This window comes from Micromonospora sp. IBHARD003 (genome assembly GCF_056106285.1).
Window position 1 is genome coordinate 1,565,860 of the sequence record NZ_JBWBBX010000001.1, and the last position, 21,561, is coordinate 1,587,420.

The 21,561-nt window shown below is 69.1% G+C and carries 22 protein-coding genes; 4 read left to right on the plus strand and 18 right to left on the minus strand.

What is annotated here, in order from left to right; all coding sequences use genetic code 11:
- Positions 1–29: 29 nt before the first annotated feature.
- The 9 genes from tatA to ACTWOL_RS06960 form a co-directional block, all read right to left on the minus strand.
- Positions 30–308 carry a Sec-independent protein translocase subunit TatA gene (tatA, locus tag ACTWOL_RS06920; RefSeq protein ID WP_474295403.1) on the minus strand — a complete coding sequence of 93 codons (279 nt, stop codon included), beginning with the start codon at positions 306–308 and terminating at the stop codon, positions 30–32.
- A 305-nt stretch (positions 309–613) separates the two neighbouring features.
- The gene (locus ACTWOL_RS06925) at positions 614–811 is read right to left on the minus strand and encodes a hypothetical protein (protein ID WP_474295404.1); all 198 of its coding nucleotides are present in this window, start codon (positions 809–811) and stop codon (positions 614–616) included.
- A gap of 27 nt (positions 812–838) precedes the next feature.
- On the minus strand, positions 839–1,093 hold the full coding sequence (locus ACTWOL_RS06930; protein ID WP_474295405.1) for a hypothetical protein: 255 nt from the start codon (positions 1,091–1,093) through the stop codon (positions 839–841).
- Positions 1,094–1,130: 37 nt separating this feature from the next.
- A complete protein-coding gene (locus tag ACTWOL_RS06935; RefSeq protein WP_474295407.1) occupies positions 1,131–2,102 on the minus strand; it encodes a helix-turn-helix transcriptional regulator in 972 nt (323 codons plus the stop codon).
- A gap of 22 nt (positions 2,103–2,124) precedes the next feature.
- A complete protein-coding gene (locus ACTWOL_RS06940; RefSeq protein WP_474295409.1) occupies positions 2,125–3,084 on the minus strand; it encodes a helix-turn-helix transcriptional regulator in 960 nt (319 codons plus the stop codon).
- A gap of 118 nt (positions 3,085–3,202) precedes the next feature.
- Positions 3,203–3,574 (minus strand): FKBP-type peptidyl-prolyl cis-trans isomerase, encoded by a 372-nt coding sequence (locus ACTWOL_RS06945; RefSeq protein WP_474295411.1) that lies wholly within the window; start codon positions 3,572–3,574, stop codon positions 3,203–3,205.
- A gap of 43 nt (positions 3,575–3,617) precedes the next feature.
- Positions 3,618–4,553, minus strand: coding sequence for an FKBP-type peptidyl-prolyl cis-trans isomerase (locus tag ACTWOL_RS06950; protein WP_474295413.1), 936 nt, complete (start codon positions 4,551–4,553; stop codon positions 3,618–3,620).
- 123 nt (positions 4,554–4,676) lie between these two features.
- Entirely contained in the window at positions 4,677–6,038 is a 1,362-nt protein-coding gene (pafA, locus tag ACTWOL_RS06955; protein WP_474295415.1) for a Pup--protein ligase, read from the minus strand.
- A gap of 9 nt (positions 6,039–6,047) precedes the next feature.
- On the minus strand, positions 6,048–7,319 hold the full coding sequence (locus ACTWOL_RS06960; RefSeq protein WP_474295417.1) for an MFS transporter: 1,272 nt from the start codon (positions 7,317–7,319) through the stop codon (positions 6,048–6,050).
- Between the two features lie 146 nt (positions 7,320–7,465).
- On the opposite strand from ACTWOL_RS06960, the gene ACTWOL_RS06965 reads away from it, so the two are divergent.
- Positions 7,466–8,491 (plus strand): LacI family DNA-binding transcriptional regulator, encoded by a 1,026-nt coding sequence (locus ACTWOL_RS06965; RefSeq protein WP_474295419.1) that lies wholly within the window; start codon positions 7,466–7,468, stop codon positions 8,489–8,491.
- Between the two features lie 211 nt (positions 8,492–8,702).
- On the opposite strand, the gene prcA is transcribed toward ACTWOL_RS06965, so the two are convergent.
- The 5 genes from prcA to arc form a co-directional block, all read right to left on the minus strand.
- On the minus strand, positions 8,703–9,464 hold the full coding sequence (prcA, locus tag ACTWOL_RS06970) for a proteasome subunit alpha (RefSeq protein WP_474295422.1): 762 nt from the start codon (positions 9,462–9,464) through the stop codon (positions 8,703–8,705).
- 35 nt (positions 9,465–9,499) lie between these two features.
- Positions 9,500–10,276 (minus strand): proteasome subunit beta, encoded by a 777-nt coding sequence (gene prcB, locus ACTWOL_RS06975; RefSeq protein ID WP_474301106.1) that lies wholly within the window; start codon positions 10,274–10,276, stop codon positions 9,500–9,502.
- Positions 10,277–10,515: 239 nt separating this feature from the next.
- The gene (locus tag ACTWOL_RS06980) at positions 10,516–10,734 is read right to left on the minus strand and encodes a ubiquitin-like protein Pup (RefSeq protein WP_011027899.1); all 219 of its coding nucleotides are present in this window, start codon (positions 10,732–10,734) and stop codon (positions 10,516–10,518) included.
- 134 nt (positions 10,735–10,868) lie between these two features.
- Positions 10,869–12,380, minus strand: coding sequence for a depupylase/deamidase Dop (dop, locus tag ACTWOL_RS06985; RefSeq protein WP_474295425.1), 1,512 nt, complete (start codon positions 12,378–12,380; stop codon positions 10,869–10,871).
- A gap of 271 nt (positions 12,381–12,651) precedes the next feature.
- Entirely contained in the window at positions 12,652–14,418 is a 1,767-nt protein-coding gene (arc, locus tag ACTWOL_RS06990; RefSeq protein ID WP_474295427.1) for a proteasome ATPase, read from the minus strand.
- Positions 14,419–14,660: 242 nt separating this feature from the next.
- On the opposite strand from arc, the gene ACTWOL_RS06995 reads away from it, so the two are divergent.
- Entirely contained in the window at positions 14,661–14,939 is a 279-nt protein-coding gene (locus ACTWOL_RS06995; RefSeq protein WP_474295429.1) for a ferredoxin, read from the plus strand.
- A 39-nt stretch (positions 14,940–14,978) separates the two neighbouring features.
- On the opposite strand, the gene ACTWOL_RS07000 is transcribed toward ACTWOL_RS06995, so the two are convergent.
- The 3 genes from ACTWOL_RS07000 to ACTWOL_RS07010 all read right to left on the minus strand — a co-directional run bounded on the left by ACTWOL_RS07000 (position 14,979) and on the right by ACTWOL_RS07010 (position 17,982).
- Positions 14,979–15,560, minus strand: coding sequence for a hypothetical protein (locus ACTWOL_RS07000; RefSeq protein ID WP_474295431.1), 582 nt, complete (start codon positions 15,558–15,560; stop codon positions 14,979–14,981).
- 190 nt (positions 15,561–15,750) lie between these two features.
- Positions 15,751–16,638 carry a tRNA (adenine-N1)-methyltransferase gene (locus ACTWOL_RS07005; protein WP_387163157.1) on the minus strand — a complete coding sequence of 296 codons (888 nt, stop codon included), beginning with the start codon at positions 16,636–16,638 and terminating at the stop codon, positions 15,751–15,753.
- A gap of 96 nt (positions 16,639–16,734) precedes the next feature.
- Positions 16,735–17,982, minus strand: a complete 1,248-nt coding sequence (locus tag ACTWOL_RS07010) for a site-2 protease family protein (RefSeq protein ID WP_474295434.1) — start codon at positions 17,980–17,982, stop codon at positions 16,735–16,737.
- Positions 17,983–18,085: 103 nt separating this feature from the next.
- Between ACTWOL_RS07010 and ACTWOL_RS07015 the strand changes: the two genes are divergently transcribed.
- Positions 18,086–19,045, plus strand: coding sequence for a RecB family exonuclease (locus ACTWOL_RS07015; RefSeq protein ID WP_474295436.1), 960 nt, complete (start codon positions 18,086–18,088; stop codon positions 19,043–19,045).
- A gap of 162 nt (positions 19,046–19,207) precedes the next feature.
- Positions 19,208–19,879, plus strand: a complete 672-nt coding sequence (locus tag ACTWOL_RS07020; RefSeq protein WP_474295438.1) for a response regulator — start codon at positions 19,208–19,210, stop codon at positions 19,877–19,879.
- A gap of 59 nt (positions 19,880–19,938) precedes the next feature.
- On the opposite strand, the gene ACTWOL_RS07025 is transcribed toward ACTWOL_RS07020, so the two are convergent.
- Positions 19,939–21,522 (minus strand): ABC transporter substrate-binding protein, encoded by a 1,584-nt coding sequence (locus ACTWOL_RS07025; RefSeq protein ID WP_474295440.1) that lies wholly within the window; start codon positions 21,520–21,522, stop codon positions 19,939–19,941.
- Between the last annotated feature and the right edge of the window lie 39 nt (positions 21,523–21,561).

Sequence of the window (21,561 nt, forward strand, 5' to 3'; positions counted from 1 at the left end):
GCGTCAGGCCGCCACTGGGCGGCCCGGGGTCAGCGCTGGGTGGTGGTGTCCGTCGGCTCGGTGACAGGACGGGACGTCACGTCACCGGGCGCCGCCTTGATGGTGCGCTGAGCCGGGGGCTGCTCGGCCGGCGGGTCGGCGGGCGCGGGCTGCTGGCCCTCCGACTTCATGGCCTTGGCCTCGCTCTTCAGGATCCGCGCGGACTTGCCGAGCGAACGGGCCATCTCGGGGAGCTTCTTGGCGCCGAAGAGAAGCACGACGACGACCAGAATGAGGATGATCTCGGTGGGGCCGATCTGTCGGAACATATGCTTTGTCTACCTTCTCACCGAGGCGTCTGGGGCGGGAGAGCGGCGCGATCGGACTGTCGTCCGAACCACCACCAGCAGCGATCGTAACTCGGACGAGTAAACACAAGGCAATCCCTGTGTATACCACCGTTGGCGGCAGCGCCTCGTTGCTTCCACCGCGATCATCAGCCTACCTCTCCGGTCGTATACCGGAGGAAATGGCCTTTTCGTCAGTGCTGTGACCGGATGGGATCCGGTCACAGTACTAGGGGGTTTCTGATGGATCTCCGTGGCGGACGCCGCGGAGATCCATCAGAAACCCCCTAGCGCAGCGCCCCTCCCGTGCGCCCGAGCACGGTCGCCGCGTGCTCCAGATCCTCGGCGGCACGGTTGATGCGTTCCGCGGCGGCGGCGACCTGCCGGCCCAGGCGCCGGGCCTCCAGGAAGACGCGGATTCCAAGGACACCGAGGACGGCGATTCCGAGGAATCCCAGGGCGATGGCGAGCATGGACCAGAACATGGGCGGAGCCTTGCGGTCGAAGGAGGATCAGACGGTCGAGTGGAGGCGCAGCGTCCGCACTCCGCCGCCGGTGAGCAGTTCGACGATCCGCTCACCCGCGGGCTTGCGCACGGCCGCCCCGCACTCGGGACAGGTGAAGGAGTAGAACGTGGTCCGCCGGCTGGCGCCGATCGCCAGGCGCAGGGCGGCCGCCGAGAGCTCGAAGCGGGAGCGGCAGTCGGGGCACGCGGCCTTGAACAGGACCGGGACCGCGGATGCCGGAATTCCGGAGAGAACGGACATATCCCTCAATAACTCCCATCGGTCACGGTCGTCTCGGTCACGGCTGCCGGGCCTGGACGTCGTACGCGGCCAGTGCCTCGCTCGCCGCCCGCTGGGCGCTGTCCGCCAGATCCTGCGGCGAGACGATCCGGCCGTCCCTGCCGAGCCGCAGCGCGAGCCGCCGGAGAGAGGCGGGGTCCGGTGTGCGCAGCGTGATCCGCAGCCCGCCGTCGGCCAGCTCCTCCGCCCGGTCGTGGGGGTAGTACTCGGCCACCCAGCGACCGCCGGGGCCGACCTCGACCACGACTTCCGGGTCCTCGGCCGACGCCTGCACCAGTCCCTCCGAGAGGTCCCGCAGCTCGATCTCGGGCGGTGCGGACGGCTCGTCCAGCAGCCGGATCTCGGCGACCCGGTCGAGCCGGAAGGTCCGGCGCGCCTCCGAGAGGTAGCACCACGCCTCCATGTACGTGTGTCCGACCGCGAACAGCCGGATCGGGTCCACCTCGCGCTCGGTGAGCTCGTCACGCGCCGGTGAGTAGTAACGCAGCCACAGCCTGCGGCGCTCCGAGATGGCGCGGTCGACGTCGGCGAAGACGCCGCCCTCGGACTCGAAGGTGACCGAGAGCCGGGCGCTGGCGCCGGCCGCCTCCCCTGCCGCGGCCTCCAGTTTGGCGGTGGCTCTCAGCAGGGCGTCCCGGTCGCCCTCACGCAGCCCGGGCAGCGTGGCGACCGCCCGCGCGGCGACCAGCAGGGCCGTCGCCTCGTCCGCCGCGAGCCGCAGCGGCTCGGCCGCCTCCGCCGCGAGGGCACCCGGGTTGCGCCACCAGATGCGGTCGCCGTCCGTGTCGATGTCGAGCAGATCGCCGCCGCGGAAGCTCGTTCCGCACATGGGCAGCACGTCGAGGTCCGAGATCAGCTCGTCCTCGGTGATCCCGAAGGCCCGGGCCACGTCTCCGACACGCGCGCCGGGGCGCTCGCGCAGATAGGTCACCAGCGAGAGCATCCGCCGGGTCTGGTCGATGGCGTTCACGGCCATGGTCGTACGAGTCCCCTCAGCCCTTGGCCACGGCGCGCAGCCGGTCGACCACATCGGCCCGCAGGTCCGCGGGCTCCAGCACGATGACGTCCGGGCCGAACTCGACGAGCCAGGCGTCCAGACCGTGTCCGTACGGAATCTCCAACTCGTCCCAGCCGTCGCCCAGTTCCCGGACCTCCGCGGCCCGTGCCCGCAGCGGATAACCGGCGCCCGACCGCAGCTTGATCAGTGCGGACCGGGTCGCGGTCTCCCCCGCCCAGGTCTCGACCGTCTCGCGCACGGTGACCACGTCGGGCACCGGCGCGGTGTACGCCCCCGCCCGGGAGCGGACCTTGCCGGTGATCCGGGACAGCCGGAAGACCCGCTCGGCGCCGCGGTCCCGGTCCCAGCCCGCGAGGTACCAGTGGCCGCGCCAGCACTCGAGCGCCCAGGGCTCGACATGACGGGTCTCGGGGTGGACGGCATTGGACTTGCGGTAGTCGAAGACGACGGGCCGGCGGTCCCGGCAGGCGAGCATCAGCGGCTCGAACGCGGCCTCGTGGACGGGGATGCGCGGCTCGAGGGCACTGTGCTGTGCCGTGTCGTACGCCGTCTCGCTCTCCGGCATACCGGCCGCGCGCAGCTTCTGCAGGGCACCGCTGGCCGCTCCGGCGAGACGGGCCTGCTGCCAGACCTTGGCGGCGAGGCCGAGGGCGGCGGCCTCCTCGGCGTCGAGGGTGATGGGCGGAAGCCTGTTGGAGTCGCGGCGGGCGAGGTAGCCCGTCTCACCGTCGAGATTCTCCACGGTCGCGATGACCAGGCCGAGTTCGCGCAGATCGTCCTTGTCGCGCTCGAACATGCGGTTGAAGGCCTCGTCGCCGCCCGCCTCGAGATAGGCCTCGATGGACCCGCGCAGCTCCCGCTTGCTGAGCGGTCGTCGTGTGCCGAGCAGACACAGCGCCAGGTTCATCAGCCGCTCGGCCTTGGCAATGGCCATCGACGCCCTTCCGCCCTTCATAGAGTTCTCTGATCGTCGAACCTACCGCTACGGGCTGTCGTGGCAAAAGCGCGGGCCCCCGCCAGGACAGGCGGGGGCCCAGCGTGACCGCTTGCGATCAGATCGCGACCAGGTCGCAGACGAAGATCAGCGTCTCGCCCGGGGCGATACGGCCGCCGGCACCGCGGTCGCCGTACGCGAGGTGGGCGGGGATGATCAGCTGGCGGCGGCCGCCGACCTTCATGCCCTGGACGCCCTGGTCCCAGCCCTTGATGACCTGGCCGACACCGAGCTGGAAACGCAGCGGAGTACCGCGGTTCCAGGACGCGTCGAACTCCTCGCCCGTGGAGAAGGCCACGCCGACGTAGTGCACGGAGACGGAGTCACCGGCCTTCGCCTCGGGACCGTCGCCCTCCCAGATGTCCTTGATCTCGAGCTCGGTGGGGGGCTCGCCACCCGGGAAGTCGATCTCGGGCTTGTCGATGCTCACTGCTCTGCTCCTCAAACTGGTGAACTGGGCAACCGGGACAGTCTTACATCTTTGCCAGGATGTCCAAGGCGAAGACCAGCGTGGAGTTCTTGGGAATGCCCTGCTGCTCCTTGTCGCCGAACGCCTGGTCCGGCGGGGCGACGATCAGGATGCGGCTGCCCACCTTCTTGCCCGTGATGCCGTTCTTGAGGCCCTTGAGCGTCAGCTGCGGCAGCGGGAAGTTGGCGGTCTTGCCGGTGGCGTACGTGGAGTCGAACTTCTTGCCGTCCTTCCAAGTCAGGGCGACATAGTTCACGACGACCGTGTCACTGGCCTTGACCGGCTCGCCCTTGCCCTCGACCACGTAGTTCGAGACCAGCTTCGTCGGCGGGTCGGACTTGGGGACGGTGACGGTCGGTTCCTTGCCGTCGGTGTTGGTGCCGACCTTGGGGAGGTCGATGTTGTCCTGGGCTACGACGGAGCCCGAGGCGGACTTGGGGATCGTGGTGCCCTTCAGGATGTCCACCACGAAGACCAGGGTCGCGTTGGGCTTGATGTCGCCCTGGCCCTGGGCGCCGTAGCCGAGATCCGGCGGGATGACGAGCTCGACGCGGCTGCCGACCTTCTTGCCCTCGAGGCCCTGGTCCCAGCCCTTGATGACCTGTCCGGCCCCCAGCGTCAGATCGAACGGCTGCCCGCGATCGAAACTGTTGTCGAACGGCTTGTCCGAGTCCCAGGACTGACCGAGGTAGTTGACCTGGACGGCATCGCCCTTCTTCAGAGCCGGGCCCTTGCCCTCGATGAGGGTCTCGGACTTCAGCTCCTTCGGCGGGTCGCCCTCCCCCTTGGCGAGGGTCGGTTTCTCTCCGAACTTGGCGCCCGCCGTGATCGCGGGAAACCCGTTCTTGGACGAGGTGGAGTCGGAGCCGTTCTCATCACCGCAGGCCACTGCGGAGAGCAGCAGCAGGGGGACGACGAGAAGGCCGGCAAGTCGGCGCACGTGTTCCTCAGATCTCAGACGGCACATCGGTCGCTCGACACTCTATGGCGTGCCGAGGGCCCCGCACGAGGAACGTACGGGGCCCAGGTCGCGTTCCCGGACCGGGAGAACCGGCGGGAGCGGCTACATGCCGGCGATCAGTTTCTCCACCCTGTCGTCGACCGAGCGGAAGGGGTCCTTGCACAACACGGTGCGCTGCGCTTGGTCGTTGAGCTTGAGGTGCACCCAGTCGACCGTGAAGTCGCGCCGCTGCTCCTGGGCGCGGCGGATGAAGTCGCCGCGCAGCCGTGCCCTGGTGGTCTGCGGGGGCACGGATTTGCCCTCGAAGATCTTCAGATCGTTGCAGATCCGGGCCGCCTGGCCCTTCTTCTCCAGGAGGTAGTACAGGCCCCGGCGGCGGTGGATGTCGTGATAGGCGAGGTCTATCTGGGCGACCCTCGGGTGCGACATGGTCATGTTGTGCTTGGCCCGGTACCGCTCGATGAGCTTGTACTTGATCACCCAGTCGATCTCGGTGCCGATCCGGTCGAGATCCTCCTGCTCGATGGCGTCGAGCGTGCGGCTCCACAGTTCGAGTACCTGCTCGACCGTGCCCGAGCGGATCCCGCGGCGGTCGACGAAGTCCACGGCCTTCTCGTAGTACTCGCGCTGGATCTCCAGGGCGGAGGCCTCCCGGCCGCTGGCCAGGCGCACCTTGCGCTGACCCGTGATGTCGTGGCTGACTTCACGGATGGCCCGGATGGGGTTCTCCAGCGTCAGATCGCGCATCACCGTGCCTGCCTCGATCATGCGCAGCACCAGGTCGGTGGCGCCGACCTTGAGCAGCATGGTCGTCTCGGACATGTTCGAGTCCCCGACGATGACGTGCAGACGGCGGTAGCGCTCCGCGTCCGCGTGCGGCTCGTCGCGGGTGTTGATGATGGGGCGGGACCGGGTCGTGGCCGAACTGACGCCCTCCCAGATGTGCTCCGCGCGCTGGCTGACGCAGTAGACGGCGCCGCGCGGGGTCTGGAGCACCTTTCCGGCGCCGCAGAGCAGCTGCCGGGTCACGAGGAACGGGATCAGGATGTCCGCGAGCCGGGAGAACTCCCCATGACGGGCGACGAGGTAGTTCTCGTGGCAGCCGTAGGAGTTTCCCGCCGAGTCGGTGTTGTTCTTGAAGAGATAGACGTCGCCTGCGATTCCCTCCTCGTGCAGACGGCGTTCGGCGTCGACGAGCAGGCCTTCGAGGATCCGCTCGCCGGCCTTGTCGTGGGTGACCAGTTCGGTCACGTTGTCGCATTCCGGAGTGGCGTACTCCGGGTGCGACCCCACATCGAGGTAGAGGCGGGCGCCATTGCGCAGGAAGACGTTGCTGCTGCGGCCCCATGACACAACACGGCGGAAGAGGTAGCGCGCCACTTCGTCAGGAGACAGTCGGCGCTGTCCCCTGAATGTGCACGTGACGCCGTACTCGTTCTCCAGCCCGAAAATGCGGCGGTCCATGACTGAACATTACGCCTGACGGCCTGAGCTGAAACCGGGTTCGACGGCACCGCTCCGATCATTTTCATCCGCTGACGCGATGTGTTCGCTCCGGCCGGGAGCTACGAGGACCCCGCCGGTGGCCAGAAGGACCAGCAGAGCGGCGATTCCGCCGCCCCCCGCCACGGCGAAGCCCGCGACGGTCCCGCCCAGTTCCACGGCGGGTCCGGCGGCGGCCGTGCCCACGGCGGCGCCGACGCCGAACGTGGTCACGAGCCAGGAGAATGCCTCGGTGACGGTCCCCCGGGGGGCGTGCCGGTCGACGACGATGAACGCGCACGCGATGGCGGGGGCCAGGAACACGCCCGCGACGGCGCTGAGGGCGGTCATCGCCACGATCCCCGGGGTGAGCATGAGCGGCAGATAGCCGAGCGCGAGCAGGCCCACGATGGCGCGCAGACGTCGCTCCGGGGCGCCTGCCCACTGGCGGGCACCGTAGGCGACGCCGCCGACGAGCGCTCCGAGACCGAGAGCGGCCATCAGGGCGCCGTACACGGAGTCACCGCCGTGGTCGTCGGCGTAGGCGATGGCGGCGACCGTGATGGAACCCAGGGCGAGGCCTACGAAGAAGAACGAGCCGAGGAGCGCAAGCAGGCCGGGTGAGCGCAGGGCACCCAGCCAGTGGGCCTCACGGGGCGCGGAACGCCAGTTCCTGGAAGGTCCGGACACGATGACCGAGAGCGTGCCGACGAGCCCCAGGGCATTGATGACCAGGAGCGCGGCGGCGGGCGAGAGGAGCCACACCAGCAGCGTCACGAGCAACGGACCCACGGTGAACATGACTTCCTGGGCTATCGCGTCCATGGCGTAGGCCTGGTGGACCCGCTCCTGGCGGTGGCCCAGCACGCTGGACCACAGGGCCCGCAGCCCGCCTTCGAGGGGCGGGGTGAACACTCCCGCGACGACCACCGCCGCGTACGCCACCGGCAGCGACGCGATGCCCGCCACGGCCAGCAGCGCCATCCCCAGTGCGGAGACTATGGCGGACGGAAGCTGGACACGCGGCTGGCCGTGCAGGTCGACGAGACGCCCCAGCAGCGGCTGCCCCACGGCGGTGGCGAGGCCGTAGACGGCGGCGAGTGCGCCCGCGAGCGCATAGCTGCCGCCCTCGGCGCGGGCGAACAGGACGATCGCCACATGCGCGGTGGCGTTCGGCAGACGGCCCACGAGGGTGCCCATGAGCAGGCGGGCGGCGTGCGGCGCCTTGAGGATCTCTGCGTACCCGGACGCTCCCGCGGCCATGTCCCGCCTCTTCACTCGATCCCGTTCAGGGAAGTTTTACGTATAACTTGGTACGTCATACGTACCATGTGGCCAGGCCGCGAGTCCACCCCTCGCGGCGGACAGAGTCCTGCCCACCCGGCGGACGACATGACGCGGAGGCGAGTGTGCAGACCCGGGAGCCCGCCGGCGGTCCTCGGCCGACCAGCAGGGACGTGGCGCGGGCGGCGGGGGTCTCACAGGCCACGGTCTCGCTCGTGCTGGGCGAGAAGTGGCGGGGCCGGGTGTCCGAGCGCACCGCCGTTCTGGTCCGGCGGACGGCGCAGGAGCTCGGCTACCGCCCCAATCTGGCGGCCCGCAATCTGCGGCTCGGCCACACCAGGACCGCGCTGCTCGTGGTGCCCGCGCTGACCAACGAGTTCTTCGCCCGGGTGTACGCGGGTGCGGCGCTCGTCGCGGCGGACCACGGCTTCGGAGTGGTGCTCTACCCCTCGCCGGAGGGGGTCGGCCCCGCGAAGGACCCGTTCGCCTCGGCGCGGGCCGCGCTGGACGGGGTGATCGCCTCGTCGATGGCGGCAGGTGCCCTGGACGCGATCCGCGGCACCGGTCTGCCGCTGGTGATGCTCGACAGCGACCCGGCCGATCCGGGACCGGCCGCGCAAGTGAATCTCGATCTCGCCGACGGCATGCGGCAGGTGACGGACCATCTGGCCGGGCTGGGACACCGTCAGTTCCTGCACCTGGCCTCGGCGATCCCGTCCTGGACCTTCGAAGTACGGGCCCGCGCACTGGATGCGGCCGTGGCGAAGGTGCCGGGGGCGTCGCTGCTCAGAGTCCCGTCACCGCTCGACGTGGACGGTGCGCGTGCGGCGGCCGAGCGCGCGCTGACCGAGGCGGCGCCGTCCCGGCCGACCGCGCTCGTCTGCGACGACGACATCGTCGCCGCGGGCGCGTGCAAGGCGGCACGGAGGCTCGGGCTGCGCGTGCCGGAGGACCTCTCGGTGACGGGCTTCGACGATCTGACGCTGGCGACCGCGCTGGAACCCGAGCTGACCACGGTCCAACTGCCGGCGGAGCGGGTGGGCGAGGCGGGGATGTCCGCGTTGCTGTCCGTCCTGGAGGGCCGGACCCCCGACTCGGGGGACCTCCCGGTCACCCTGATCCCCAGATCCTCGACGGGCCCTGCGCGGTGACGCTGCGCTGTGCGGTTCGGGGTGGGCTTGTTGAGCTTGCCCGGTGCCGCGGCGTGCCCACACACCCGCAGCCGGTCTGAGGGTCCCCCCGGACGCAGTCTGGGGGAGATTGAGGACGGACACACCGGACGCCAACCCGGGCAGCGGCACCCCACCGCCGGCCGCACCCCGACGGTGGGGGTGAGGGACGGTGGGGGTGAGGGGGAGGCGGCTAAGCCTCCCCCTCCGTGTCCTCCGCGTCGGAGGGAACCTCCGTCGGCGCCGACGCCGCGTCATCCGCCTGCAACAGCCGCGACAACTGCCGCCCCACAATGCGCTTGAACTTCCGCTTCTGCGGCCGCGTGCGGTCCAGGATCGCCACCTCCAGCCGCTCCGCGGGGATCTCCCGCTCGGAGCCGTTGGTGTCGCGGGACAAGGCCTGCACCGCGAGCTTCAGGGCCTCGGCGAGGGACATACCGTCCCGGTGCTGCTGGTCGAGGAAACTGCTGATCTGCTCCGCGTTTCCGCCGACCGCGACCGAGCCGTGCTCGTCCACGATCGAACCGTCGTGGGGCAGCCGGTAGATCTGGTCTCCCTCGGGCGAGGTACCCACCTCGGCGACGACCAGCTCCACCTCGTACGGCTTCTCACCCGCACTGGAGAAGATCGTGCCGAGCGTCTGGGCGTAGACGTTGGCGAGGCCGCGGGCCGTCACATCGTCGCGGTCGTAGGTGTATCCGCGCAGATCCGCGTAGCGCACACCACCGATCCGCAGGTTCTCGTACTCGTTGTACTTGCCGGCGGCCGCGAAGCCGATCCGGTCGTAGATCTCGCTGAACTTGTGCAGGGCACGGGACGGGTTCTCACCGACGAAGACGATGCCGTCGGTGTACTGGAGGACGACCAGGCTGCGGCCGCGTGCGATGCCCTTGCGGGCGTACTCCGCCCGGTCGGCCATGGCCTGCTGGGGTGAGACATAGAACGGCGTCGACACCGGCTATCCGTCCCTTTCTGTCAGTGGCGAGTGGATCAGAGCAGCGAGGCACGCGGGCCGTCGGGCTGCTCGAGGCGGCGCTCCAGGATCGAGCGGGCGGTCTCACCTGTCTCGTCGTCGGTCAACCTGCGGAAGCCCTCGTCGGTGATCACCGTGACGATCGGGTAGATCCGGCGCGCCACGTCCGGACCGCCCGTCGCCGAGTCGTCGTCGGCCGCGTCGTACAGCGCCTGCACGACCAGGGTGACGCTCTGCTGCTCCGTCAGGTCCTCGCGGTAGAGCTTCTTCATCGCGCCGCGCGCGAAGATCGAACCGGAGCCGGTCGCCGCGTAGCCGTGCTCCTCCGAGCGGCCGCCGGTGACGTCGTAGGAGAAGATGCGGCCCTTCTCCCGGTCGATGTCCCAGCCGGCGAAGAGCGGCACCACGGCGAGGCCCTGCATGGCCATGCCGAGGTTGCTCCGGATCATCGTGGAGAGACGGTTCGCCTTGCCTTCGAGGGAGAGCTGGGCTCCTTCCACCTTCTCGAAGTGCTCCAGCTCCAGCTGGAAGAGCTTGACCATCTCGACCGCGAGACCGGCGGTACCGGCGATGCCCACGGCCGAGTACTCGTCGGCCGGGAAGACCTTCTCGATGTCGCGCTGGGCGATCATGTTGCCCATCGTGGCCCGCCGGTCACCGGCGAGCACCACGCCGCCGGGGAAGGACGCGGCGACGATCGTCGTGCCGTGGGGTGCTTCGATCACGCCCTGCACGGGGGGCAGCACGCGCTTGCCCGGGAGCAGTTCCGGTGAGTGCTCGCCCAGGAAGTCCATGAACGAGGAGGAGCCCGGCGTCAGGAAGGCTGCCGGCAGACGCCCGGTGCTACGAGGGTTGGCTTCCACGCGTTTCCTTCCGAATTGGCGGCGGCCCGCCACGGGGGCCGGGCCGATCTTGCATGCTCTGCACGGACCTTACCCGCGCCGTCTCCGGTCATCCGCCCGGTTGCGGCCGGCCTCGGGGCCGGCCGCAACGGACGGACAGTCGGGGGCTACCCCGACACGATCAGGGGGAGTTACTCCCCGCCCTTCTGGACGAAGGACCGCACGAAGTCCTCGGCGTTTTCTTCCAGGACGTCGTCGATCTCGTCGAGCACGGAGTCGACATCGTCCGACAGCTTTTCCTGGCGCTCCTTGAGGTCTTCGGAGGCCTGCGCGTCCTGCGCCTGCTCCTCGACCTCCTCGGTGGAGCGCGTGGCCTTCTGCTGCCCGCCGCCGGTGTCCTTGGTCGCCATATCCCTCACCCCGCTCGGGTTGCCCGTTTGGTTGGCTCACTCAAGATCAGACCCTACAAGCAGGGTCCGACATCGGCCCCGCACTTTCCTCAACGTCCGGGGGTCACCGCATTGATTCCCGGCCGGAAGCCATTTCAGCCCCCGGACAGCACCCGGACCAGGTCCTCGGCGGTGCGACACCGGTCGAGCAGCGCTTTCACATGGTTCCGCGTGCCTCTGAGCGGCTCGAGCGTAGGCACTCGTTGCAGAGAGTCACGACCCGGGAGATCGAAGATCACGGAGTCCCAGGAGGCCGCGGCGACGTCGTCCGCGTACTGCTCCAGGCAGCGGCCGCGGAAGTACGCCCTGGTGTCCTCAGGAGGCTTGCTCTCCGCCCTTTCGACGTCCGACTCGTCCAGGAGCCGCTTCATCTTGCCGCGGGCCGCCAGACGGTTGTACAGGCCCTTCTCGGGGCGTACGTCGGCGTACTGCAGATCCACGAGGTGCAGCCGTGCCGCGTCCCAGTCCAGGCCGTCCCGGCGCCGGTAGCCCTCGAGGATCTCCCGTTTGGCGATCCAGTCCAGCTCCCCGGACAGGCTCATCGGGTCGTTCTCGAGCCGGTTGAGCGTGTCCTCCCAGCGGACCAGGACGTCCGAGGTCTGCTCGTCGGCGTCGACGCCGAAGCGGTCCTCGACGTACTTCCTGGCGAGCTCGAAATATTCCATCTGCAACTGGACCGCGGTGAGTGTGCGGCCGCTGCGCAGAGTGATCAGACGCTGCAGAGTCGGGTCGTGGGAGACCTGGTGCAAGGTGCGTACCGGCTGGTCGACGGCCAGGTCCACCGTGATGAAGCCGTCCTCGATCATGGACAGCACCAGCGCGGTCGTGCCGAGCTTGAGGTACGTCGAGATCTCGGAGAGGTTCGCGTCGCCGATGATCACATGCAGCCGGCGGTACTTCTCGGCGTCCGCGTGCGGCTCGTCCCTGGTGTTGATGATCGGCCGCTTGAGCGTGGTCTCCAGGCCGACCTCGACCTCGAAGTAGTCGGCACGCTGGCTGATCTGGAAGCCGTGCTCGTGCCCGTCCTGGCCGATTCCCACCCGTCCGGCACCGGTGACCACCTGCCGGGACACGAAGAACGGCGTGAGGTGGCGCACGATGTCCGAGAACGGGGTCTCCCGCTTCATCAGGTAGTTCTCGTGCGTTCCGTAGGACGCGCCCTTGTTGTCGGTGTTGTTCTTGTACAGGTGGATCGGCTGGGCGCCGGGCAGCTGGGCGGCCCGCTCGGCGGCCTCGGCCATGATCCGCTCGCCGGCCTTGTCCCAGAGCACGGCGTCACGCGGATTGGTGACCTCGGGGGCGCTGTACTCGGGGTGGGCGTGGTCGACGTAGAGCCTGGCGCCGTTGGTGAGGATCACATTCGCCAGGCCGATGTCCTCGTCCGTGAGCTGGCTGGAGTCGGCGGCCTCCCGTGCGAGGTCGAAGCCCCGGGCGTCCCGCAGCGGATTCTCCTCCTCGAAGTCCCAGCGGGCACGGCGCGCCCGGTGCATCGCCGCCGCGTAGGCGTTGACGATCTGGGACGAGGTGAGCATGGCATTGGCGTTCGGGTGGCCGGGGACGGAGATCCCGTACTCCGTCTCGATGCCCATTACTCGCCGTACGGTCATGCGGCCCTCCTTGCCCGGCGGCGCTCCCGTCTGGGGGCGGCGCTCAAGTACCGCTCGGTCTCCGGTGCGTGTGCGGTGCCCGTCCCCGCACTGCGCGGCTCGGCGGTACCGACGAGCCTAGAACGCCTCTGCGCTGGTGGGGAGATCAATTCGGTCATTGCTCTGTGTGGTGCGATTACCCGTCCGCAGGCCCTGGGAAAGCAGGCGGCTGCGGATGTCCTCTCCCGTTTTTCCACGGGCGAGCCAAAGACATCCGCAGCCGGGCTGCGATTTACAGGTACTGACCGGTGTTCGCCACCGTGTCGATGGAGCGTCCGGTGTCCGCGCCCTGCTTTCCTGTGACAAGGGTGCGGATGAACACGATCCGCTCGCCCTTCTTTCCGGAGATCCGGGCCCAGTCGTCCGGATTCGTGGTGTTCGGCAGGTCCTCGTTCTCCTTGAACTCGTCCACGCAGGCCTGGAGGAGGTGAGCGACCCGCAGGCCCTTCTGGTTTTGGTCAAGGAAGGCCTTGATGGCCATTTTCTTGGCCCGGTCCACAATGTTCTGGATCATGGCGCCGGAATTGAAGTCCTTGAAGTACAGGACTTCCTTGTCGCCGTTGGCGTACGTGACCTCGAGGAAGCGGTTCTCCTCGGATTCGGCGTACATCTGCTCCACGACGGACTGGATCATTCCCTGCACCGCCGCCTCCTTGGAGCCGGTGTGCTCGGAGATGTCGTCCGAGTGCAGCGGAAGCGACGGCGTGAGGTACTTCGCGAAGATGTCCTTCGCTGCCTCCGCGTCCGGACGCTCGATCTTGATCTTGACGTCGAGCCGGCCGGGCCGCAGGATCGCGGGGTCGATCATGTCCTCACGGTTCGAGGCGCCGATCACGATGACGTTCTCGAGGCCCTCCACACCGTCGATCTCCGCGAGCAGCTGCGGAACGATGGTGTTCTCCACGTCCGAGCTGACGCCGGAGCCGCGGGTGCGGAAGAGCGACTCCATCTCGTCGAAGAAGACGATCACGGGGGTGCCCTCGCTCGCCTTCTCCCGCGCACGCTGGAAGACGAGGCGGATGTGCCGCTCGGTCTCGCCGACGTACTTGTTCAGGAGCTCGGGGCCCTTGATGTTGAGGAAGTAGCTCTTCCCGGCGGGCTGGCCGGTCACTTCGGCGACCTTCTTGGCAAGGGAGTTGGCGACCGCCTTGGCGATCAGCGTCTTCCCGCAGCCGGGCGGACCGTAGAGCAGGATTCCCTTCGGCGGGCGCAGTTCGTGCTCCCGGAACAGGTCCGGGTAGAGGTACGGAAGCTCGACCGCGTCGCGGATCATCTCGATCTGGTTGCCCAGACCGCCGATCTTGTTGTAGTCGACGTCCGGAACCTCTTCGAGGACGAGCTCCTCGACCTCGCTCTTGGGCACGACCTCGTAGACGTAGCCGGACCTGGGCTCGAGCAGCAGGGCGTCGCCGGGACGGATGGTGGCGTCCAGCAGCGGCTCGGCGAGCCGTACCACCCGTTCCTCGTCGGTGTGCCCGATCACCAGGGCGCGCTCGCCGTCCTCGAGGATCTCCTTGAGGGTGACGATGTCCCCGGTGCGCTCGAACTCCATGGCCTCGACCACGTTGAGCGCCTCGTTGAGCATGACCTCCTGGCCGCGCCTGAGCTCGTCGAGCTCGACGCCGGGGCTGACGTTCACCCGGAGCTTGCGGCCCCCGGTGAAGATGTCGGCGGTGCCGTCCTCGTTGGACTGCAGGAAGACACCGAAGCCGGCCGGCGGCTGTGCGAGCCGGTCGACCTCCTCCTTGAGGGCCACGATCTGGTCGCGGGCCTCACGGAGCGTGTTCGCCAGTCGTTCGTTCTGAGCGGACACGCCGGCCAGGTTTGTCTGCAGCTCGACGATCCGCTCTTCGAGAATCCTCGTATGACGCGGAGAGTCGGCGAGCTTGCGGCGCAGGACGGCGATCTCCTGCTCGAGATATGCGACCTGACCGGCAGGGTCGTCAGACCCCCGTCCCGGCCGGAAGCCGCGGTTGTTGTCGTCGTCGTGGGCTGCCACGGTCCTCACCTCCTCCAAGGGGAGCTGGACGCTTCCTGACCCTACCTGGGTGGGTGGTGATTGAAACCCCTAGATCACAAAGACGGAAGGGGTGTGTCCGATCTTCACCCTTGCGCTCTCCCTCACGCCAGGGGAATACCCACCCATCAACATCGGAAAGCGGGCGGTTGTATCGTCGGAACGGTCAACACCCGTCAGGGCTGGCACCTATTGATGCACATCGCGCAGGAACGGCAGGCGACATGAACGAGGCTCTCGAAGTCTGGATCGACCAGGACCTCTGCACCGGCGACGGGATCTGCGCGCAGTACGCCCCCGAGGTCTTCGAGCTGGACATCGACGGACTGGCCTACGTGAAGGGCGGGGACGACGAGCTGCTGCAGGCGCCGGGCGCCACAACGCCCGTGCCACTGCCGCTGCTGACCGACGTCATCGACTCCGCCAAGGAGTGCCCGGGCGACTGCATCCATGTACGACGCGTTGCGGACAAGGTCGAGGTGTACGGGCCCGACGCCGACTAGTGTCCTGTCCGGCCATCCCGCCGCACGGACGGTGACCGTTCAGGCACCGTCCGCAGTCGGAGCGGTGCTACGGGACTCGACGAACTTCCCGCCTCGCCAACGCCATTCGGCCTGCTCCTGCTCGTCGGGACAGCAGCGGGGGACGTCCGGTGAGGAATAGCCGAGGAGCGTCGCCGTGACGGCTCCGTCACGGACGGTGAAAGCGGACACACTGAGGCGCTCGGCCGGGTCGAGCAGGGTCGCCACGACGCGTGGCGTACCGGCCGATGACCGGGCGATGACGTAGACGCCGCTCGGCGGGGTCCCCGAACCGGCTTCGCAGCGGCCCACCACGGCGGTCTCGGGACCACCGTCGCCGTCGAGGTCCCCCGCGGCCTTCTTCACGACTGTCGTACCGGCTGCACCGCACTCGAGGGGCAGATCCACCAGCGCCGGATCCGGTGCCGCCACGGGAGCCGCGGCCGTCGCGACCTCCGTGCCGGACTGGTTGGCCTTCGCGGCGTCCGGCTGGAGCAGGCCCGCACCCGCGACCACTGCGGCCATCGCCGTCGCGGTGGCGAGCCAGTGCACCGGGCGGGCGGCGGTGTGCGCGAGGTCCGGAAGCGTCGCGGAGGTCTGCACGCGATGTGTCTCCTGTGCGGGCTGTACGGGCTGCGCCGGCACGAACCGGCGGCAGGAGGAGTAGGCATCGTGCCACACGTCACAGGGGGCCGGAACAGGGGGGTGGGCAATGCCAACGTAAAGACGCCGCCGTCCAGTTCTCCCGGGCAACCGGGAACTGGACGGCGGCAGCCGTGCGTTGTGAGGTGATTCAGCCCTTGTTGGGGCCTTCGTAATCCTCGCCGTAGGCACCCTTGGCGGGGCGCCGGCGGCGCATCGGCGGCTCCACCCCGTCCGCGAGACGGCGGGCGGTGACGAGGAATCCGGTGTGGCCGATCATCCGGTGGTCCGGACGTACGGCGAGGCCCTCGACGTGCCAGTTGCGGATCATGGACTCCCAGGGCTGCGGCTCGGCGTAGCAGCCGATCTCGCGGATGGACTCCACGGTCCTGGCGAGCTGGGTGGTCGTCGCCACGTAGCAGCAGAGGATGCCGCCGGGGACGAGCGCCTTGGAGACGGCCTCCAGGCACTCCCAGGGGGCGAGCATGTCCAGGATGACGCGGTCGACGTCCGCGTCCGAGAGGTTGTCCTGGAGGTCGCCGACGGTGAGCGTCCAGGCAGGGTGGGGGCCCCCGAAGTAACGCTCGACATTCGCCTTGGCGATCTCCGCGAAGTCCTCCCGGCGCTCGTACGAGTGCAGCATGCCCTCGTCGCCGATGGCCCGGAGCAGGAAGCTGCTCAGCGAGCCGGAGCCCACACCCGCCTCGACGACGCGTGCGCCGGGGAAGATGTCGGCGAACGCCAGGATCTGCCCCGCGTCCTTGGGGTAGACCACGGCGGCGCCGCGGGGCATGGACAGGACGTAGTCGGGGAGCAGGGGGCGCAGCGCGAGGTAGGCGACGTTTCCCGTGGTACGGACGACACTGCCCTCAGGGGCGCCGATCAACTCGTCGTGCGGGAAGGAACCCTTGTGGGTGTGGAAATTCTTCCCGGCCTCGAGCGTGAACGTGTAGTGGCGTCCCTTGGGATCCGTGAGCTGGACCTGGTCCCCGACCTTGAAGGGCCCGCGACGGCGGGCGGCACCGGTCGGTTCGGACATGTGACCAGAGTACCGGCTGTTTTGGGCCCGGTTCTCCCCCCTGGGGCCCACAGGGGCACCCGGGCGGAACGGACCGGGCTCCGTGACGAGCGGGAGTCAGCCGGAGGGCCGGGCCATGGCCTTGACGAAGGCCCGCTCGACGTCCGCCGTCGAGAGCACGCCGTAGATCTCGCCGGTCTCCTCGACGACGAGGTACTCGGTGGCGGGGGTGGCTCTGAGGCGGTCGAGGAGGGCCTCGCCGGCGAGCTCGGCGGGCACCCTCATGCCCTCGGTGAGCTCCTGCGCCAGACCGCTGACGGCGACCCAGGGGCGGCGGTGCTGGGGTACGCCGACGATCGCGCTCTCACGTACCAGAGCCGTCGGGTCGCCGTGCCCGTCGACCACCACGAGGGCGCGTGCGCCCGCCTCGTTGGCGCGGCGCAGGGCCTCGGAGAGTGGGGTGTCGGACTCGACGGGGACCGCACGGCGGGTGAGGGTGCGGGCGCTCAGTTCGGGAAGGTGCTCGCGCAGCCGGGCCATGCGCAGGCTGTTGCCGGCGCCGGTCCAGATGATGGCGGCGAGGATCGCGGCGAGCAGGGCGTCGGTGACGGTCTCCATGCCGCCGATGTCCGCGGTGGAGTTGCCGAGGGCTCCGGTGTGGGTGAGCAGCGGGAGGCCGATCAGCACCGCGACGGCGAGCGCCCGGCCGACCCAGGCGGCGGCGACCGTGCCGCTCATCGGCTTTCCGGTGATCTTCCAGACGACCGCGCGCAGCATCCGGCCGCCGTCCAGGGGAAGCCCCGGCAGCAGGTTGAAGGCGGCGACGATCAGGTTCGAGATCATCAGTCCGGCGAGGAGCACCCCCGGGACGGTGCCGGGCTCCACGGCCCGTACTCCGGCGTAGAAGAGTCCGGCGAGTGCCAGCGAGAGCAGCGGACCGACGAAGGCGAGGAGGAATTCACGGCCGGGTGTCTCGGACTCCTTCTCGATCTCCGAGACGCCTCCGAAGAACTGGAGCTGGATGCGGCGCACCGGCAGCTTGTAGCGCAGCGCGACGATCGTGTGGGCCAGCTCGTGGACGAGCACCGAGGCGTAGAAGGCGACGGCGAAGAACAGCGAGACGAGATAGCGGGCGCCGCCCAGTTCGGGCAGGACCCGGTCCAGTTGGCCGCCGAAGACCCAGGTGATGAGGGCGGCCACCAGGAACCAGCTGGGGGCGACGTATACGGGCACGCCGAAGAGGCGGCCCATGAGGATGCCGCCACCGGGCTCTTCCGGACGCCGCCGCCCTGTGGTGTCGGGGTCCGCTTTCCCCGTGCCGGACTGCGGCCGCGTGTGCTCGCCGCTCTCGTCGTCCTTGTTCACGGGTCCCCTTCGTTGCGGTCGCTCGCCCGATCATGCTGTGCGAGAAGGTCTGCCGTCGATGGTATGCCGCTCGCTGTCAGTGGCGGGTCGTAGGGTCGTGGTCATGAGTACGAGTCAGCCGCCCGTCCCGGAAGGGCTCCCGCCTGCTCCGCAGGGCCCTCCGCCCGTCCTCGAGGACCAGCCGCCGACGGCGGACGGTCACCCGTCGCCGCCGGAGACCGGGCCGTCGGTGCCCGAGAGCCGGCCGCCGATGTCGCTGTCGCCGTCGCGGGCGAGCGACTTCATGCAGTGCCCGCTGCTGTACCGCTTCCGGGTGATCGACAAGCTCCCGGAGAAGCCCAGCGAGGCGGCTACCCGGGGGACCCTCGTGCATGCCGTGCTTGAGCGGCTGTTCGACGCTCCGGCCGTGGACCGCACCCCACCGCGGGCGAAGTCGCTGATCCCGGGGCAGTGGGACCGGCTGCTGGAGTCACGGCCCGAGCTCGGCGGGCTGTTCGCCGACGATCCTGACGGCGAGCGGCTGGCTCGCTGGATGTCGGAAGCGGAGCAGCTGGTGGAACGCTGGTTCTCGCTGGAGGACCCGACGCGGCTCGAGCCTGCCGAGCGCGAGCTGTTCGTCGAGGCGGAGCTGGAGTCGGGCCTGCGGCTGCGGGGGGTCATCGACCGGGTCGACGTGGCGCCCACGGGAGAGGTGCGGATCGTCGACTACAAGACGGGCAAGGCGCCGCGGCCGGAGTACAGCGAGGGCGCGCTGTTCCAGATGAAGTTCTACGCCCTGGTGGTCTGGCGGCTGAAGGGGGTCGTGCCCCGGCGGCTTCAGCTCGTCTATCTGGGCAGCGGCGAGGTCCTCACCTACGACCCGGTCGCGGCGGATCTGGAGCGGGTGGAGCGCAAGCTGCTGGCGCTCTGGGAAGCGATCGTCCGGGCCACGCAGAGCGGCGACTGGCGCCCGCGCCCGTCGAAGCTCTGCGGCTGGTGCGACCACCAGTCGGTGTGCCCGGAGTTCGGCGGTACGCCTCCCGTGTATCCCTTGCCTCTGGTGCCTCCGCAGCCCTCCCCCTGAACGTGGCCGGAATGTGCCTGGCGGTGACGCTCCGGGAGCGTGCTCCGCGGAATGTGCGCGTCCGCGGGACATGCGGTGCAGTCCGGGGCAGACGGGGGCGCCCGGCGACGTTCCGGTACCGCGGTCAGGGCAGAATGGGGCGGGTCTAGCGAAGGAGATCCCGTGGCTATCCGCGTCCTACTGGTCGATGATCAACCGCTGCTGCGCACCGGCTTCCGGATGATCCTGGAGGCGGAACAGGACATCGCGGTGGTCGGTGAGGCCGGCGACGGTCTGCAGGCCCTGGACCAGGTGCGGGCGCTGCAGCCCGATGTGGTGCTGATGGACATCCGTATGCCGCGGATGGACGGGGTGGAGGCCACCCGGCAGATCACCGGTCCGGGGCGGGACGGCCCGGCGAAGGTGCTGGTGCTGACCACGTTCGATCTTGACGAGTACGTGGTGGAGGCGCTGAGGGCCGGGGCGAGCGGCTTTCTGCTGAAGGACGCGCCCGCGAACGAGCTGGTGCAGGCGATCCGGGTGGTCGCGGCGGGCGAGGCGATGCTCGCGCCGAGCATCACCCGTCGGCTGCTGGACAAGTACGCGGGACATCTGCCGTCCGGCGAGGAGTCGGTGCCGGACACCCTGCACACACTGACCGAGCGCGAGGTCGAGGTGCTCAAGCTGGTCGCGCGTGGCCTGTCGAACGCGGAGATCGCCGCGGATCTGTTCGTCAGTGAGACGACGGTCAAGACCCATGTGGGCCATGTGCTGACGAAGCTGGGGCTGCGGGACCGGGTACAGGCCGCGGTGTACGCGTACGAGAGCGGCTTGGTGCGTCCCGGCGCCCAGTAGTCGTCCGGCTGTGCGGCAGGGGCCCGGTCGGTGCGACCGGGCCCCTGCCGTTTGCCGTGTCAGCCCTTCTTGATCTCCCAGAAGCGGAAGACCGTCGAGGGGTCGAGCGTCCACTCGAGGCCGGTGATGTTGCCGTGGGCGACGGCGTACTGCTTGCCCTGCCACAGCGGCAGCAGCGGGACGTCCTCGGCGACCTTGTTCTGCAGCTCGCCGAACATCTTCTCGGTCGCGGCGCGGTCCGTCATGGCCGACGTGGCCGGAATGATCTTCCCGGTGATCTGCTTGTTCTCGTAGTTGTTGTCGAGGACGTTGCCGGGCCCGAAGAACGGCTGGGTGAAGTTGTCGGGGTCCGGGTAGTCGGGCACCCAGCCCCTGACGTACACGCCGTACTTGCCGGCCTTGATGTCCTTGTCGTACTGCTCGAGTTCGACGGACTTGACGTCGGCCTTGAACAGACCGCTGCTGTTGAGCTGCTTGGCGATGGCCTGCAGCGCATGGTCCGTTGCCGGGCCGAAGCGGCTGTGGGTGGACCAGAGTGTGATCTCCACCTTGCTGCTGATGCCGGCCCCCCGCAGCGCCTGGCGGGCCTTGTCGGGCTGCGGGCGCTCGCCGTAGCGGTCGAAGTAGGCGGTGTTGTGTCCGGCGATACCGGCCGGGATGATCGAGTACAGGGGCTCCGCCGCGGTGGCGTCGTAGGCGTCACGCACGAGCGCGTCCCGGTCCACGAGGTAGGCGAAGGCCTGGCGCACAGCGAGCTTGCCCGCGACCGGGTGCTTCACATTGAAGACCAGGTGCTGCACCTCGGCGCTGTCGCCCTCGATGACCGATATCTGCTGCTTTTCGGAGCCCTTGAGCGCGGTGATGTCCTGGGCGGTGAGGCCTCGGTAGGCCACATCGACCTTGCCCTCCTTCAGGGCGGTGGCGAGCTTCTTCTGGTCGCCGTGGAAGAAGGACATGGTGACCCCGCCGTTGCGCGCGGACGCATGGCCCTTGTACTCGGAGTTGACCGAGAAGACGCCTTCGTTGTCGTTGAAGGAGTCGAGCTTGTACGGGCCGGAGCCGACCGCCTTGCCGTCGGTGCGCAGCGAGCCGGCGTCGTACTCGCGGTGGTCGACGATCGATCCCGCGCCGGAGGCGATCTTGCTGGGGAAGGTGGCGTCGGGGCTCTTGAGCCGGAAGACGACCGTCCGCTCGTCGGGGGTCTCGATGCGGTCGATCGTGGCCAGCAGCGGACCCGGACCGGAGTCACTGGCGATCTTGATCGTGCGCTCGAAGGAGAACTTCACGTCCTCCGAGGTCAGGGGGTTGCCGTTGCTGAACTTGAGGCCGTCGCGCAGCGTGCAGCTGTAGACGGTGCTGGCGCCGCCCTTGAAACCGCACTTCTCGGCCGCGTCGGGCTCGGGAGTGGTGCCGCCCTTGGGGAAGGCCAGCAGGGACTGGAAGACGTTGTTGAACAGCACCCACGAGCCCGGGTCGTAACCATCGGCCGGGTCGGTGGCCAGGATCTCGTCGGACATACCGACGACGATCCGGCCGCCCTCGCCCGACGCGCTGTCGTCCGTCCCGACGCCGCAACCCGCGAGCAGGACGGCGGAGAGCCCCGCGGCAACCGGGGCCGTCCTCTTGATGTTTCTTGCCTTCACAGAACCTTGCCTCTTGCTCTCGAATGCCGGCCGCGACGT